This window comes from Bacillus sp. ATD, assembly GCF_050585765.1.
Classification (GTDB): Bacteria; Bacillota; Bacilli; order Bacillales; family Bacillaceae; genus Bacillus; species Bacillus stercoris.
Map to the genome: position 1 here is coordinate 101,684 of NZ_JBOBQH010000009.1, position 14,651 is coordinate 116,334.

The following is a 14,651-nucleotide window of genomic DNA, read 5'->3' on the forward strand; positions in this document are numbered from 1 at the left end:
CCTCCTAAGTCCTCGGATAATTTCTGCCACCGATTTCTGTAATATCAAAGTAGTTATACCACCCTGAGCTTTCTGTTGTATACCGAGTAGTACCACCGTTATATCCGACATATAAGTAAATTTCAATATAATCCCCTTGATTTGCTGGAACTGTTGCAGCCCCATAAAGTCCAACATTTATTTCGGTAGTATCCGACTGGTCTCCTGGATTTGCCCTATAGTGTGCAATATTTTTATATCTAACACCATTTAAATAAATGTCCAATTCATAGTTTACATACCTTTGATAATTTTCTATATACAATCCCGCGTTCACCAAAAACATTCCATCATTCGGAACAATAAATCTATTGTTTTTAGTATCAAAAGTATTATGGCTATCTTTTATTTTTCTATTATATTTTACTTTTTGAAGTTCTCCTTTAATCAATTGCTGCTTTCCTGTAGTTCCGATATTTGCATGAGCAAATCCAGAAATTTTATGCCAAGCTGTCCAACCGGAATCGGCCCACCAATGGCGAATCCAAGAACCTGTACTAGTAAAATAAGAGTTTGACTCATTTCCTGTCCCATAAAAATATTGAGCAAATCGATAATTACTATACTTTTCATTTTTTACTATGCCATAGGTAAGCGGGTAACCTGTTGTATTATTTGCTCCTATATCCATAAAAGTCAGCCCATCTGGATACTCATTGCCGCTTGTTCTAGCGTCTTGAATTGCATTGGATCCTGTAAGAACTGTTAATTTATTATTCGTATAATTAGAGTCAACATAGTTTTTAGCATCAGCTAAAGCTTTATCTGCTTTACTTTGTGAACCTTCCGATGTTTCCAACATATACCAATTAGTATAATCAGTACCATTAAAAGCTATCCTTGTATAAAGTGTTTTCGTAGAGATGCTAAACCAATCTTGACGTGTAGCCCATTTATTTACAGAAGGGTAGATAATTAATAAACCTGTTCTGTTATCATTTAGCGGAAATTGATTTTGCAATACTGGATTTGCATTCATGTAATTAGTGTCTAAACGATAAGTGCCAGGCGGAAGATTTAAATCATTTGCATCGGTTATTGAATTTAATGGTCTAGTAATAAAGGCCGTGCTGTTAGTATAATCTTTTGATTGGTTCAAAGCAGTATCAGCTTTTTTTTGCGCACCATCAGGTGTCTCCTGCTTAACATTCTCAACATTTCCGAGACCCACTTGTTGTTTAGTAACTGAATGTGGATTAGTTTTATCATTTTTATGAATATCTAATTCTGATTGAACTCTATCTATAAAATCTGTTGTTGCAATTTGTTTCCATCCTCTAAATTCTCCATCAGTGTGAACCATTCCGATCCACATCATGCTTCCCCAACTTTGGTAAGCTACTATTGTTTTCCTTCCTGAACCGCCTTCTACAATATCGTAGTTATACCAAGTTGCATCGCCTTCCACCGGGTTGTTTACAACTGACTGACCAACTGCACAATAAAACCCAGAAGATAATGTAAGAATATCTGTACCGTCTTGGAGTTGTATTCTTTTACCATCGTCTCCAGTAAGTTTAATTAGTTGGGCAGCATTCCATTTATTTCTTTCCCCTTCAGATACATGAACTTTAGTATTGCTTAAATGAGCATCAAAATCTGCTTGTGAGGCTTGTTTCACATTTTCGACATTCCCAAGTCCAACTTGTGCTTTTGTTACTTGGTTAGGATTATCTCTTCGTGCAGCAAAACTATCTGTATAGGCTTTTGCGTTGGCTTCGGCTTGATCTGCCTTATTTTGAGCTTCACCTGGAGTTTCTTTTGCGTTCCAGTTTTCACGCTCTGTCGATGTAATATGCCGCACCTGATCTTGCTCATGCTTGTCAAAATCCTTCTTCGCCGCCTGCTGTACATTATCAACATTCCCCAGCCCGATTTGCGCCTTTGTTGTGTTGTGGGGGTTGTTCATGTCGTTTTTGTGGGCGGCCAGGTCTGTGTGGGCGTCTTTTATGCCTTTTTCCCAGCGGTTGACGTCGTCTTCGTTGATGGGGTCGTCCGGAAGCCAGTCTGTTTTTTCTTCGTATGCCATGTTTACACCACCTCAAAAGTAAATCTGAAATCGAGTGTTCTGTTTTCGCTGACGTCCAGGTCAGTCTTTCTTTCAGTGATCACATTGCCCTGCTCGTCAAAAATTTGGACCGTTTCGATATGCTTGATGTCTTCCTCACGTTTTGTCAGGACGGTGACTGTCGCTCCGTCAATGGCGAGTTCTACTATTTCTGTTTTTTGGCCGTTGAGCAGCACGTGATCAATTCTGCTTTTCAGATCTGCCGCTGTACGTTCTCTGTATATGGTTGAAATCAAGTTAAAACCACCTCATTGTTGTTAAGGGTGACAGAATAACCGACCTTCAGCTCACTGGCTGTTCGGTATCTGCGGTGATTCAGGATGACTGTGTCTTTGATTTGTAGCGTCTCGTTTAATCCGCCTCTGAGCGTATACGCCAAATGAGCAGGCTTCATGTTTTCTATCGCTTCGATCAGCTCATTCATGTGCTGAAGGTCATCAACATTGATATCCACGTTAAAGCGGTATTCACCGGGGAGCAGACGGACCTGTGTAGACGGGTTTTTCAAGAAACGATTCACCGCCTGCTCAATGGCCTTGTAAGTGATTGGCGGGATGTTCGACATTTTGGAAATGAGCCGCAATCGTCTGATCTCATCTGTGTCGCCTGATTCACGCGGGACGTTTAAAATCTTTTCCCAGCGGCTGAGCCCCCATGTCGCCGTCGGCACGAATAGCTGATCCGTCAGATCAAATATGCTGTTATTCTGTTTGTCAAACTCAGGCGCTTCCGCTTTCAGCAGCTCAGCCATTTCTTTAAGGCTAGTGAGAAACGGCGGCAGATAAGCTCTCATGTCATCTTGTTTGCTCAATAATCTTCACCTGCCCAAGCTTAGGAATTTCCACGTCGCTCAGCACCAGATTTTCAGACGTGCCGTTGATTTGAATATTGGAGTAGTCACTGACTGACGGCGAATTATAGACAATATTGTTAATTTGAGAAAGACGGATGACGTTGTCTTCAAACGCCATTTTCTTAAAGAGATTTAAAACGCCTTCCTCAATTTCTGACTTCACTTCATCAATTGAGTGATTGATCTCTGGCAGCACCTCGGCAGAAATCTCAACTTCCTTCCAGACCGCGCTTTCCACTGTGACTACAGCTCCGATTGGCGCCTGTCCCTCTCCCTGCCCTGGTTCAGGGTCGATATAATCTTTCACTTTTTGAATTAAAATAGGAGAAGCGGGCTCAAGATTCGCATTCGTGACGACAATTTTAACCGTGCCCTCACCGTTCCAAAGCGGGAAGATCTTTGCCTTCCCCACACCGTCCACTTCTTCAGCCCACTCCTTATAATGCATTTTATTGGCACTGACAGCCTCCCGACGAACCCTTGTAAAATACCGTTCCCGCAGGCTGTCATCTCCTTCTTCCTCGCGTCCCGGAATTAGGATTTCTTTGACAATGGCCGTTTCTAAACCGGGAATGGTATCCAATGATAGTAAATTGCGTCCAGTCAGATTGGCATTTCCCGCTTCACCAGGTGTTTCACAGATGAGCGTCCCGTCTGCCGTATATTGAAAATAAAGATTATCGACGTAAAAGCGGGAGCCGACAGGAATAGTAACTCCAGATGTAAACTCTCCCGCTCTGACCGCCTTTGTCGCGGCTGTCCGTTCAATTCCCGCTTCCGCTGCACGCCTGTCTAAAAATTCGCCTTGCGCGGTATCAGAAAAAACTAGCTCAAGAACAGTATCCAGCCATATATAAGACTTCGCAAGCTCGGCCGCCGCCGGGGCTAACGCATTATAAATGACGCTGCCTTCTCTTGTGTCAATATCTGCAGAAATGCTGTTCAGCATACGCTCCATAATCGCTTCAAAAGTCTGATCTTCAAACATCTTCGCCAATCACCTCCTCAATCTCAAGCGTTCCTTCATCCGTCTCCACCACGAAGGACACATGAAACGCGTCGCCTTGTTTTTCAATCTCAAAATCTGTTACAGCCGATATCCGGTCATCATAAACCAGCGCTTCTTCTATCAATCTCGGAATCTCCATCTTTTTATAGGCATCAGTCGTCTCATGATCTGTCAGCACGTCCTGAAGCTCATTTCCGACATTATGGCTGTATACGGAATACGCGTAGCGTTCTGTCTGTAAGGCGATATAGACGAATTGCCTGATCGCTTCAAGACCGGTAATCAGCTCATTCGTAATTCTTCCATTTTCAAAATCTATTTTGTACGTTTGCGAGGTTTCAATGACTTCGCTCTCATCTTCAAAATCCTCAAACTCTACTTCTGGTGTCAGGGCCATGATGCCCACTCCTTTTTACAAGCTAAATAAAAAACCGCTTCGATCGAAGCGATTTGTCTATAGTTTGTCTAAAATAAAAAACGATTGACCGCCAGTCAGAGCCGCGGTCATGACGCGATCCCCCGGCTCGAGTGCATCGTCTCCTCCGGACTGCATCCGTTTTGGGATAATGATGGCGTCTTCCGGTATGATCAGTTTGCTGTTTTCTTTTAATTTGATTTCCACAGGAGAAACCGAAACGATCTCAGCCGGGAGCAGTTCCACCGGAGACTCAGCGTCAACTGCACCAACAGCCAACTGTTTTATAGCCTCACTTAATCTCATCAGGATACTCCTTCCGGCATCTTATTCTTTTCGACAACATCGATCGTCATCGTATGTTTCGTTCCTTTAAATTCATGCCGGTCCGTATCTACCCAATAGGTTTTCTTGATGCCGGCCTCCGGAATAGAAATATAGACGGGTAAGCCGCTCTGCACTTCCGGGATGCCCACTGCCTGAATATTTTTCAGTTCTTTTTTCACGCCCTTTTTTTCAGCTAGGCGTACATCTGCCCGCTGCTGAAGCTGTGCCTGGTTGATGTCATCTGTGACCGTTTCTGTATATTGAAGCACACCGTATTTGTTTACGCCTGAACTGTCCTTGGCAGAGGCTTTATATGTTTTATTGTCCTTCTGCCGGCGAAGCACCACCCGAGTAGCAGTGTCGTTTATAGAAGTGCTGTATTGGTAACCCGTAATATTGACACCCGTTTCAAGCACCCATACCTCTGACGGATCTGGCCACGCGCGCAGGCCGAGCTTTCCTTTTTCCGAATACAGCTGGTAATGTCGCCCTGTCTGGCTTTTCGTCTGTTTCAGCGCTTTTAATATGATGTCAAACAATGTCGTATCATTTTTAATGACAAGACTTTTGATCGTATGGCCTGTGTTCGCGATCGAGGTTGTCGGTATCTGGAAGTCACTAGCAATCCTTCTGATGATCTGGTCGGCCCGCTGATTGGAAAACACGTACATATCCTGGTTTTTGACCAGGTACTGAAGCATATCATATGCGCTGAAGGCAAGCGTATGCTCGTCCGGGGTTCTTGCAAAAACAATGCCCCGAAAAAGCTCTTTTCCCTTCCATTTAAACAATACCGTATCTCCTTCTGAGACACTGTAATACGTCTGGTCGCCCTGTTTGATGACGATGGTCGCTTCAATGGAACGCGGCGCCTGATAACGATGGCCTTCAAGCGATACACTTTCTGCCACCAGCTCAAGCCACTCTGTGTCTTTAATGACGAACAGTTCTATCATCATACATCACCTGTTTCATTGCGGTATCTTTAACTTTTGGCCGGGAAATATCCAGTGGCCCGGCTGCCTGATGTTTCGTTTGCTTCGTTTAATCATTGCTGTTTTATTGGCGTTCCAAATTTTGCGCCATTGCGTGCTGTTCCCGTAAAATCTGCCGGCAATGTCCCACAGCGTGTCTCCCTTTTTCACTGTGTAGGTTTTCGGGGAAGCCTTCGACGGGCGTTTTGCCTTTGTTTTTTTCTTCCGCTTGATTTTTCGGGGGGAAGCGGTTTTGTATTCTTTTAGTACAATATCAAAATCCCTATCCCCTATCTCTTTGTCTCCTTCACTATATTTAAGGCTTTCAATGCTGCATGCCATATTGATTTTAGTTCCCGTAATTAAAAATTGAACAGGCTTTTTAGCCTTCATCCATTTTTCAATTTTCGCAATGGCATTTTCCGGAGACGGGAGATTTTGATATTCAGCTATCGGCGTATACTTTTTTGGAAAAAAAGAAGAAAATGAAATTTCTTTCGCTCCGGGTTCTTCAATAAACGTTAGTTCACCCAGTCCTGTTATCTTTACTGAGTCATTTTGTACACTATTCGCTATATCAATCGCTTCAGGAAGAACAGGGAATCGTAGCTTTTCTTTTCCCTGTGATATCCAAAATTCATAGACAGACTTAGTCAAAAGCCACGACCCCCTTTGTTCCAGTGTTAATGTCTTTTTGTAATTCATCAAGCAATGCCTGCTTGATTTTTGCTACCAAGCTATCAGCGTCCTGATCATTATGAAAATGCTGATCGCCGTTAAACTCAATCTTTATTTCTTTCGTTCCGGCTGTTTGTATCGTTTGCCGTGTACCGGATGTAACAGCTGAAACTTGTCCTGAAGAAAGCTCAGACTGCTGGGATTGAGACGGATCTGTCACTTCCATACCAAGAGCCTGTGCCGCTCTCTGAAGAAGGTAGCGACCGCGTATGCCCCGTTCCTCTGGGATGATCCATTCCCGCTTGTTTCCTTCACCGACACGGGCGATTTGTTCTTTTGTAATCAGTCCGCCGTTGGCATAACCGACATAAGGACCTCCATGCTTCATGCTTCTAATACCAGGTACATTGTCAATAGAGCCGTATCTGCTTTTGATGTAGCCGATTGCGGCAGCAGCGTTGTGAATCGGGTTTTTAATGTTACCCATACCCGGTGCTTTATGGTCATTAAAGGTGCTTGGGATGGTCTGCATCAGCCCTTGTGACGGATGCCCCGCTTTAGCGTTGCTGTCCCATAGGTTGATTGCATTCGGGTTGCCTCCGGATTCATGCTGCGCAATCGTCATGAGTCCCGGCAGCCAGCTTATTGGTGTCTTTGTAGCCATGAGAGCAGCCATAATCCACTGTTTTACGTTCCCGCTCATCGCGCCCATTCCGGAATAGGCAGCCGCCAGTGATCCAGCTTGTTTTTCAGCATATTTCTTGACATCTACTGAGCCAAGGCCTTTGACAACACCAATTGAAGCAAAACGCCCCAAGCTCATCATAACGCGGGAAGGCGAATGGATATCTAGCTCCTCACGGAAAGCCTGCTCCACTCTCTTTGCCATATCCTTTGCAGCTTGTTTCACTTCACTGGATTTAGCATTCATGCCTGTCACAAAATTTCCGATCAAACCGGAGCCCCAGCTGTTCGATGTGTCTTTTGACCGCAGGAACGGTTTGTCAACATGTGTACTCACATACTGTGCAGTTCCTGTTTGGGTTGAGTTTTGTCCTTGTGCAAAGCCTTTGACCGTTCCTGTGCCCCATGAAGACGATTTGTTCACAGTGGCTTGGTACGGCGTTTTAACTTTTGATTGCAAAAAGCCGTCTGTGCCGGTTGCTGTACCGTTTTGGCCCTTGGCATACCCGCTTACCATTTGTTTACCGTAATTTGGTGAAGCAGAAATCATTTGTGTAAATGGCGTATTGATGTTTTTCTTTTTCCAGTCTTCCATTTTGACAGGTTGGTTGCTTATTCCCTTGTCAAAGCCTTCTGAAAATTGCTGTCCGAGTGTGGATGCTTGGCCTGTAAGATTTGCAGTGTCCATTGCTGGAGAGGCAGATCCTGATAACGGACTGGCAGCTGCTCCTCCTGAAACAGATACCGGACTTCCACCGGAAGACGAAGCGGCGCCCATGTCGTCTACGACTTGCATACCCAGCTTAGACGCCGCTTGTGAAAGAAGCATCTTCCCTCGGCCTCGGTTGTTATCGACCGGGATAACGAATTCCTTGCCGGCTTCACCGATCCACGAGATGGTTGGTTTGGTGATGTAGCCGCCTGTGGCCTTTTTATCCGGATCCTTCCCTTTATTCGGATCTCCGCCGCCGGTTACAAAATTAATCACTTTACTAGCTACGCCGCCAGCTTTATCCCAGATTTGCTTCACCCAGCCGAACGCTTTAGAAAAAGCATCTGAAATGGCTTCTCCAACCTTTGTAAGAGGTTCTTGAATATTCTTTTTAAACCAGCCGCTCAGCCCCTTCCAAATGTTCTTGACTGTGTCTATCGCTTTTTTGAAAGCATCAGAAATTCCCTTGCCTACATCTGAGACTGTATTTTTGACCGGGTTCCAAACTGTATCCATGAACCATCCCGATACCGTACTGAAAACACTCTTAATTTTATTCCAAGCACCAGTCATTTTATCCCAGATTGTAGTTGCCGCTCCTATTACAGCAGATTTGACTGGCCCCCACACATTACTCATAAACCATGAAGCAACTGTACTGAACACATTTTTAATTGTCGTCCATGCATTTACGATTTTAGACCATATTGCTGTTGCTACACCTACAACTGCTGATGAAACCGGCGTCCAGACATTGTCCATAAACCATGTTGATACAGTACTGAATATTGTTTGGATCGTAGTCCAAGCATTCACGATGTTGGACCATATGCTTGTTGCTACACCCACAACTGCGGTTGACACTGGCGTCCAGACATTATCCATAAACCATGTTGATACAGTTCCCCAAGTATCCTGAATGGCTGACCAGGCATTTTGCGCACCCTCTGTGATGCTGTTCCATGTATCTTCTAGAGCGCCGGCATCAATTGCCTTACCTAAACTTTCACCGCCGAAAGTGCCGGCAATTCCTCCTACAACTCCGCCAATAGCGGTTCCGACTCCAGGCACAACGCTTCCAATAGCCGCTCCTGCAGCGGCTCCGGCTAAACCTCCGCCGGCTGAACCTACCTTTTCACCGGCATTATCCTTATTGATTCCCGCTAGGTCTGTAAGAGACAATATTTCGCCTAATCCTGGTATTCCTTTTGCGGCTCCTTTTAAGCCCTTCAGTCCGCCCTTCAAACCTTTTGATTCTCCCAATGTTTTCAGAAGGCCTGAAAAACCTTTGCCTGATCCGCCTTTAGCTGCTTTTGCAGATTTAGGCGTACTCACAGGATTTGATTTATTGCCTTTGTTAGATGAACCGTTTCTATTTTTAACTTTTTTGCTTTTGCCTGTACTGATTCCGGCACAGCAGCATCCGCAAGCCCCGCCCCATTTGCCGCCTGACTTCTTCGATTTAGAACCTGACGCTTTTTGGTTCATAGAAGGTTTTTTAGTACGGTTTGAGTTGCTTGAAGTTGAGTTATTTGTATTGGCTTTTGAGGCTTTTTGTTTGCCTTTGCTTCCGCTGGATTTGCCGCCAAGCAGTCCCCCAAAATCCAGATTCCCCAGTTTTTCAGCAATGCCTTTTATAATCTTTTCAAAAAACTCTCCCACTTTTTCAATAATTTTATCAGGGCTGAATTTCTCAAACTTCTTTGCGATTTTCGAGACAATATTATCAAAAAACTTTTCTGCTTTATTGGCGATTTTATCCGGATTCAGGAAATTAAATTTTTCTGAGATTTTATCAACAATATTTGTTACAAAGTCTTCCGCTTTATTAATAATGGCGTCTGGACTGAATTTGCTCACGACATCATCCACTTTTTTCATAAAGGAATCTGTAAACTTGTCAAGCTCGTTAAAAATGGTTTCCGGGCTGAATTTACTTACGACATCGTCCACTTTTTTCATAAAGGAATCTGTAAACTTGTCAAGCTCGTTAAAAATGGTTTCCGGGCTGAATTTGCTTACGATATCATCTACTTTTTTCATGAAGGAATCTGTAAATTTGTCCAGCTGCTTAAAAATAGCTTCTGGGCTGAATTTACTTGCGACTTCGTCTACTTTTTTCATAAATGAGCCTGTAAACTTATCCAATTGTTTAAAAATGGCTTCAGGACTGAATTTACTTGCGATTTCATCTACTTTCTTCATAAATGAGCCTGTAAACTTATCCAGCTGTTTTAGAATCGTTTCCGGGCTGAACTTTGTCGCAATCGCATCCACTTTGCCCATAAATGATGTGGTGAACTTATCCAGCTGGGACAGAATTGTCTCCGGACTGAACTTCGTTGCGATTGCATCCACCTTACTCATGAACGATGTTGTGAACTTGTCAAGCTGTGCCAGAATTGTTTCCGGACTAAACTTTGTCGCAATTGCATCCACCTTACTCATGAACGATGTTGTGAACTTGTCAAGCTGTGCCAGAATTGTTTCTGGACTAAACTTTGTCGCAATTGCATCCACCTTGCTCATGAACGATGTTGTGAACTTGTCAAGCTGTGCCAGAATTGTCTCCGGGCTGAACTTCGTTGCGATTGCATCCACTTTGCTCATAAATGATGTGGTGAACTTATCCAGCTGAGCCAGAATCGTTTCTGGACTGAACTTTGTCGCAATTGCATCCACCTTGCTCATGAACGATGTTGTGAACTTGTCCAACTGTGCCAGAATTGTTTCTGGACTAAACTTTGTCGCAATTGCATCCACCCTGCTCATAAATGATGTTGTGAACTTGTCAAGCTGTGTCAGAATCGTCTCTGGACTGAATTTTGTCGCAATCGCATCCACTTTACTCATAAATGATGTTGTGAACTTATCCAGCTCTGTTAGAATTGTTTCCGGGCTGAATTTTGTGGCGATTTCATCCACTTTTTCCATGAATGATGCAGCAAATTTGTCCAGTGCTGTCAAAATCGTTTCCGGATCAAACATGCTTGCAATATCACCGGCATTTCCTCCGGCTGAAGAAGCTGCTTTATCCGGTGAACCTGAGCTTCCCATGCTATCAATTCTTTTCTGCAAGGAATCCAGCTTATCTGACACCTTGTCATTAATAGCCAGCTCCAATTTGTTGTCTTTTCCTGTTAAGGCATCAATACCGGCAGAAATGCGACCGACTGTTTTCATGACGTGATCAATCACGCGTATTGTAACAGAGTAGCCATTTTGAAGTGCATTTTCCATATAACGCTGTATTTTTTGAACAGCCGGCGAAATTTGGTCTTCTGCACTCAGCATTATCGTAAATCCTTTAAATCCCGCAACGAGCTCTCTTAGTCGTTCAAATTTTTCTGTTGCTTGGTCACTGGCGCCAATTTTAATAGATACCGATGCCGGCAATCCTTGCAATTGAGTTTGAACCTTCTGAATGACAATGCTGGCGTTATCCTCAGCTGAAATGGAAATCATTTGGGCGCCAAGCTTTTTCTTTAATGATTTTTGTATGCGGTCAATTGTCCTTAACACAGTTTTGCTTTCTTTTCGTATATCGATAGCTCTATTTCGCTGCGTCATTTTTCTATACTTTTCAAGCGCTCTAAATCCATTTTGTATCTTTCTTAGCTTTTTGCTTACCCGGTCTTCCAAGTCAAATCTTGCTGTCAGCTTTGCCAATTACGATGCCCCTCCTTTCTTTGCTTGTTTTTCAAGAAGATCGAGCTTATATCCGATCAGTCCATACAACAGCGCCTTAAAATTGCGCGGCGCTTCATAAAGCGCTAATAAATCTGATGGAGAATAGTGAAGCTCGTGCATCGCATAGTAGAGATACACGGCTTCTTTATGCCCATCCTTGATTAGTTTTTTGCTTCTTCTTCCAGATCCTCTAATTCATCTTCGAATCCATTAATCTCAATCGCTTTGTTTAACCAGTTCGCGTATTCGCCTCCAACTGAGAGGACGCGTTTCGCAACTTCTACCGGGTCAGCCGTTTTGTAAGCTTCTCGAAGATCTTTTGAACGGAAGTCAGGGTAAACGGTTGATTCAACTGCGATTCGGGCATAAAAGCGCTGGCTGTCTAAATCTTTAACACGGCCTCTGCCTTTGACATTTTTATACGTTGTTGTTTCTTTCTCCAATTCATCAATACGCTCCGTCGTGATCGCTTTAAAAATAAATGGCACGATGTTCCCTTTTTTATCAACAAAACGCTTTGAGATCGGCACTTTGATTTCTTCAGCTTCAATTGTTTTTCCCGGCATAAAAAAGGAAAGATCATATACGTTTTCGTTCTTCTCGCTCATGTAAAAAACTCCCTTGTCTTTTGATTGATTTCATCATGAAAAACAGACCTTTCTGAGAAAGGTCTGCGTATGGCTATTTCAGTTTTGATTAAAACGTGTCAGAAAGCTTTTCAGGCACGTCGAAGTCTTCGAAGGTAAATGGAACTTCTTCCTCTAACGCTTCTGAATCGACATCAAGGCTTGCGATTTTGGCAGAGTCAAAGTTGACGTCGTACAGCGTAACTCGCTCTGTGCCCCGGCCGGAGGATTGATCATCCAGCACGGCTTGGAGTGTGAAATAAGGGTCGCTGCCTTTTTTGACATAGTCCATCATCAATAGCACGAATTTCGATGTGACTTTGTAGAACGTCGCGGTCCCTGTTCCATTTGCCCCTGTTGTTTTATGGCCTGTCATGCGGCGGCCCATAATGTTGACTTCAGACTTGTTTTTCTCAACGTTTGCTTCAAATGTTTTGATGTGCGCCATTTCCTCACCATCGAGAAATAAGCGGCCTTCTTTTCCTGAAATTGTGTTTTGTGCTTTTAATGCCATATTAGTTTACCTCCACATTAAAGTAGAATTTTTCTGCTGCGTCGACAGGCTGTACAGCCAGATCAATCAAGAAGCCGTCACGATCTTCATTCATTGAAATTGTGATATCTTCATCGGAATCAAAGCCAGTGATGCCGCCCGCATCCTGAAGCGTTGTCATGTATTGCGTGATCATCGTTTTTACATACTGAAGGCCGTCTTCAGACGCCGGGATATCGCTCCCGCTGCCTTTTCTTGATTTAATTAAGGCTTTCAGCTCGCGTGTTAAATCATTATTCACAGCATCCAGGACACGAACGATTTTGTTTTTCGCAAATTTCTTGTTTTTCTCAGCTGTGAACGTCACGAGTGAGTTAATATCCTTTTCTACACTGACGGATTTATCGCGGGCGTCGAATGTGAATAAAAATTCGCCTTTGCCCAGACGTTCAACAATCGTGTCGTGGTCAAGGCGGTGTAACACATCAACGGCGCCTTCGTACTCTACAAATGTAAGTGATTGATTAAAGGTTGCTCCTGCACTCGCTCCAGCTACCCAAGCTGTTGCTTTGTCCGGTGTAACTTCCGTGCCATCTTCCAGCAGGACACCTTCTGTTACGTTGATGATGCCTTCGTAGTCACCGGCATAATTGGCTGTGACGCCTTGTACTTTTTGTCCTTGGCCGTCGCGCAGACGTTTAATGAAAGCAGCAAATGTCGCCTTTAGCTGGTCCCCCTCCGCAACAGGCAGCGCAATCACATCAAAGCTCTCTGTTTCAGCCGCGGCTAAGAAATCTGTATAGTCGGAGTTGACAGGGGCTTTATCCGTACCTCCGGATAAACGGATTCCAGCGGTTGCATTCAGCGTTTCACCGGCAGTGTCTCCTTCTGATCCAGTGAGAGGAATCGTCGAAGAAAGATCGCCTGTTCCAGTAAAAGTGACATAGCCGTTAGCTTTTAATTCTTCAGCCTTTTTGACGGTCTGTTTGTCAACCTCTGATTCGTCCATATATGTTGTCACATCGAAAGAATCAGCATCCAGCACATTTTGATTGATACGGATGATAATATCATTACCTTTTGTTCCGCCATATACCGCAGTCGCTTTAACGCCTTCAGCAATATCAGCAGACGCTCGGACGCCTTCGGTTAGACGGTACATCAATACCGTTTTCGCGTTTTTCTTCGCTTCACGCAGCAGCAATAAAGACGGGTCATCAATGCTGAGACCCACTTTTTTGTTTAGGTCTTCAACGCTTGAAATGGAGACGAACGTTTTCGCTTCGCCCCAGCTTGATGCGACCGGAAGTGCGACTGTTCCCCGTTCACTGAGTGATACCCGCTCCTGTGCCGTTGTTTTAAAGTTAAAATAAATGCCTGCACGTTCTTTTTCTTTGCCTGTTGTAAATGTTCCGCCATTCATGATGACATGACCTCCTTGGTTAGAAATGTTTGAATCAATTGATTGGCTTCTGATTTCGTCATACGTGTTTGATCCACGCCAAATAAAGCCCCCTGAAGAATATCCGGCTTAACGCCGAACAGTTCCTTCGCGTGCTTAATCAAATCCGCTGTATCAAAAAGAGCTTCCCGGCTCTCCGTATGTACAGCCTTCTTCTGTTGTTTATTCTTTGCCACCGCTTATTTCACCCCGCTGTTCATGTCGATATCCTGTAAGACAGGCTGTTCTGTTTTGTGATAATAATATCGGCTGCTCCACCTGATCACCATGACCGCCTCGCCCCTGTCTCCTACCCTTGTCTCAATTCGGGTAACGCGAACCATATCCCCCGTTTTCTCGCCGGATTCACTGAGCAGCGGAACCATGTTTCTCGCTTCTCTGATGGCATCCGCGAGCCTGTCCGCTTCATCCAGCGCCTGAACGGAGTCATGATGAAACAGCTTCACATTGAGACTGTAGGTTTTTTTAAATGTGGAGACCGTATCTGTTTCCTCGAAAACAGATGGTGGCGGGACGTATAACGACGGCACCTGAAAGTGATCAGGAAGCTCGCGTTCATAAATGGGAACAGACCACCGGCTGTACAAAAATGCCATGATCGATCCTGTTTCACTGTTCATC

15 protein-coding genes are annotated in these 14,651 nt (G+C 44.1%); all 15 read right to left on the reverse strand.

Going from position 1 to position 14,651, the window contains the following annotated elements; translation table 11 throughout:
- Nucleotides 1-4 precede the first annotated feature (4 nt).
- Nucleotides 5-2,068 (reverse strand): terminase, encoded by a 2,064-nt coding sequence (locus ACQXR1_RS18240; protein ID WP_430772617.1) that lies wholly within the window; start codon nt 2,066-2,068, stop codon nt 5-7.
- Nucleotides 2,069-2,070: 2 nt separating this feature from the next.
- Nucleotides 2,071-2,343 carry a hypothetical protein gene (locus ACQXR1_RS18245; RefSeq protein WP_071580567.1) on the reverse strand — a complete coding sequence of 91 codons (273 nt, stop codon included), beginning with the start codon at nt 2,341-2,343 and terminating at the stop codon, nt 2,071-2,073.
- The gene (locus ACQXR1_RS18250; protein WP_430772618.1) at nt 2,340-2,918 is read right to left on the reverse strand and encodes a YmfQ family protein; all 579 of its coding nucleotides are present in this window, start codon (nt 2,916-2,918) and stop codon (nt 2,340-2,342) included. Before ACQXR1_RS18250 ends, ACQXR1_RS18245 begins: the two co-directional genes overlap by 4 nt.
- Nucleotides 2,902-3,948 (reverse strand): baseplate J/gp47 family protein, encoded by a 1,047-nt coding sequence (locus tag ACQXR1_RS18255; RefSeq protein WP_003232669.1) that lies wholly within the window; start codon nt 3,946-3,948, stop codon nt 2,902-2,904. The genes ACQXR1_RS18250 and ACQXR1_RS18255 overlap by 17 nt, the downstream gene beginning before the upstream one ends.
- A complete protein-coding gene (locus tag ACQXR1_RS18260; protein ID WP_014663657.1) occupies nt 3,941-4,366 on the reverse strand; it encodes a DUF2634 domain-containing protein in 426 nt (141 codons plus the stop codon). The genes ACQXR1_RS18255 and ACQXR1_RS18260 overlap by 8 nt, the downstream gene beginning before the upstream one ends.
- A gap of 57 nt (nt 4,367-4,423) precedes the next feature.
- Nucleotides 4,424-4,690: a DUF2577 family protein gene (locus ACQXR1_RS18265; protein ID WP_430772619.1), complete on the reverse strand. Its 267-nt coding sequence runs from the start codon at nt 4,688-4,690 to the stop codon at nt 4,424-4,426.
- A complete protein-coding gene (locus ACQXR1_RS18270) occupies nt 4,690-5,667 on the reverse strand; it encodes an XkdQ/YqbQ family protein (RefSeq protein WP_430772620.1) in 978 nt (325 codons plus the stop codon). Before ACQXR1_RS18270 ends, ACQXR1_RS18265 begins: the two co-directional genes overlap by 1 nt.
- 15 nt (nt 5,668-5,682) lie before the next feature.
- Nucleotides 5,683-6,342 (reverse strand): LysM peptidoglycan-binding domain-containing protein, encoded by a 660-nt coding sequence (locus ACQXR1_RS18275; RefSeq protein WP_014663654.1) that lies wholly within the window; start codon nt 6,340-6,342, stop codon nt 5,683-5,685.
- Nucleotides 6,335-10,726, reverse strand: coding sequence for a transglycosylase SLT domain-containing protein (locus ACQXR1_RS18280; RefSeq protein ID WP_430772654.1), 4,392 nt, complete (start codon nt 10,724-10,726; stop codon nt 6,335-6,337). The genes ACQXR1_RS18275 and ACQXR1_RS18280 overlap by 8 nt, the downstream gene beginning before the upstream one ends.
- Before the next feature lie 702 nt (nt 10,727-11,428).
- Complete coding sequence (locus ACQXR1_RS18285; RefSeq protein WP_003220596.1) at nt 11,429-11,569, reverse strand: hypothetical protein; 141 nt, start codon at nt 11,567-11,569, stop codon at nt 11,429-11,431.
- Nucleotides 11,570-11,610: 41 nt separating this feature from the next.
- A complete protein-coding gene (locus tag ACQXR1_RS18290) occupies nt 11,611-12,057 on the reverse strand; it encodes a phage tail assembly chaperone (RefSeq protein WP_014663652.1) in 447 nt (148 codons plus the stop codon).
- Between the two features lie 88 nt (nt 12,058-12,145).
- Nucleotides 12,146-12,589 (reverse strand): phage tail tube protein, encoded by a 444-nt coding sequence (locus tag ACQXR1_RS18295; RefSeq protein WP_003232677.1) that lies wholly within the window; start codon nt 12,587-12,589, stop codon nt 12,146-12,148.
- Between the two features lies 1 nt (nt 12,590).
- Nucleotides 12,591-13,991 carry a phage tail sheath family protein gene (locus ACQXR1_RS18300; protein WP_306289877.1) on the reverse strand — a complete coding sequence of 467 codons (1,401 nt, stop codon included), beginning with the start codon at nt 13,989-13,991 and terminating at the stop codon, nt 12,591-12,593.
- Nucleotides 13,988-14,206 carry a hypothetical protein gene (locus ACQXR1_RS18305; RefSeq protein WP_003220589.1) on the reverse strand — a complete coding sequence of 73 codons (219 nt, stop codon included), beginning with the start codon at nt 14,204-14,206 and terminating at the stop codon, nt 13,988-13,990. The genes ACQXR1_RS18300 and ACQXR1_RS18305 overlap by 4 nt, the downstream gene beginning before the upstream one ends.
- Nucleotides 14,207-14,209: 3 nt before the next feature.
- Entirely contained in the window at nt 14,210-14,650 is a 441-nt protein-coding gene (locus ACQXR1_RS18310; RefSeq protein ID WP_430772621.1) for a phage tail terminator family protein, read from the reverse strand.
- Nucleotide 14,651 lies beyond the last annotated feature (1 nt).

Bases quoted from the DNA above. Each gene is read 5' to 3' on its own strand.
- ACQXR1_RS18260 (WP_014663657.1), bottom strand. From the start codon at position 4,366: ATGGCCCTGACACCAGAAGTAGAGTTTGAGGATTTTGAAGATGAGAGC.
- ACQXR1_RS18295 (WP_003232677.1), bottom strand. From the start codon at position 12,589: ATGGCATTAAAAGCACAAAACACAATTTCAGGAAAAGAAGGCCGCTTA.
- ACQXR1_RS18285 (WP_003220596.1), bottom strand. From the start codon at position 11,569: ATGCACGAGCTTCACTATTCTCCATCAGATTTATTAGCGCTTTATGAA.
- ACQXR1_RS18310 (WP_430772621.1), bottom strand. From the start codon at position 14,650: ATGAACAGTGAAACAGGATCGATCATGGCATTTTTGTACAGCCGGTGG.
- ACQXR1_RS18240 (WP_430772617.1), bottom strand. From the start codon at position 2,068: ATGGCATACGAAGAAAAAACAGACTGGCTTCCGGACGACCCCATCAAC.
- ACQXR1_RS18300 (WP_306289877.1), bottom strand. From the start codon at position 13,991: ATGAATGGCGGAACATTTACAACAGGCAAAGAAAAAGAACGTGCAGGC.
- ACQXR1_RS18270 (WP_430772620.1), bottom strand. From the start codon at position 5,667: ATGATAGAACTGTTCGTCATTAAAGACACAGAGTGGCTTGAGCTGGTG.
- ACQXR1_RS18255 (WP_003232669.1), bottom strand. From the start codon at position 3,948: ATGTTTGAAGATCAGACTTTTGAAGCGATTATGGAGCGTATGCTGAAC.
- ACQXR1_RS18290 (WP_014663652.1), bottom strand. From the start codon at position 12,057: ATGAGCGAGAAGAACGAAAACGTATATGATCTTTCCTTTTTTATGCCG.
- ACQXR1_RS18265 (WP_430772619.1), bottom strand. From the start codon at position 4,690: ATGAGATTAAGTGAGGCTATAAAACAGTTGGCTGTTGGTGCAGTTGAC.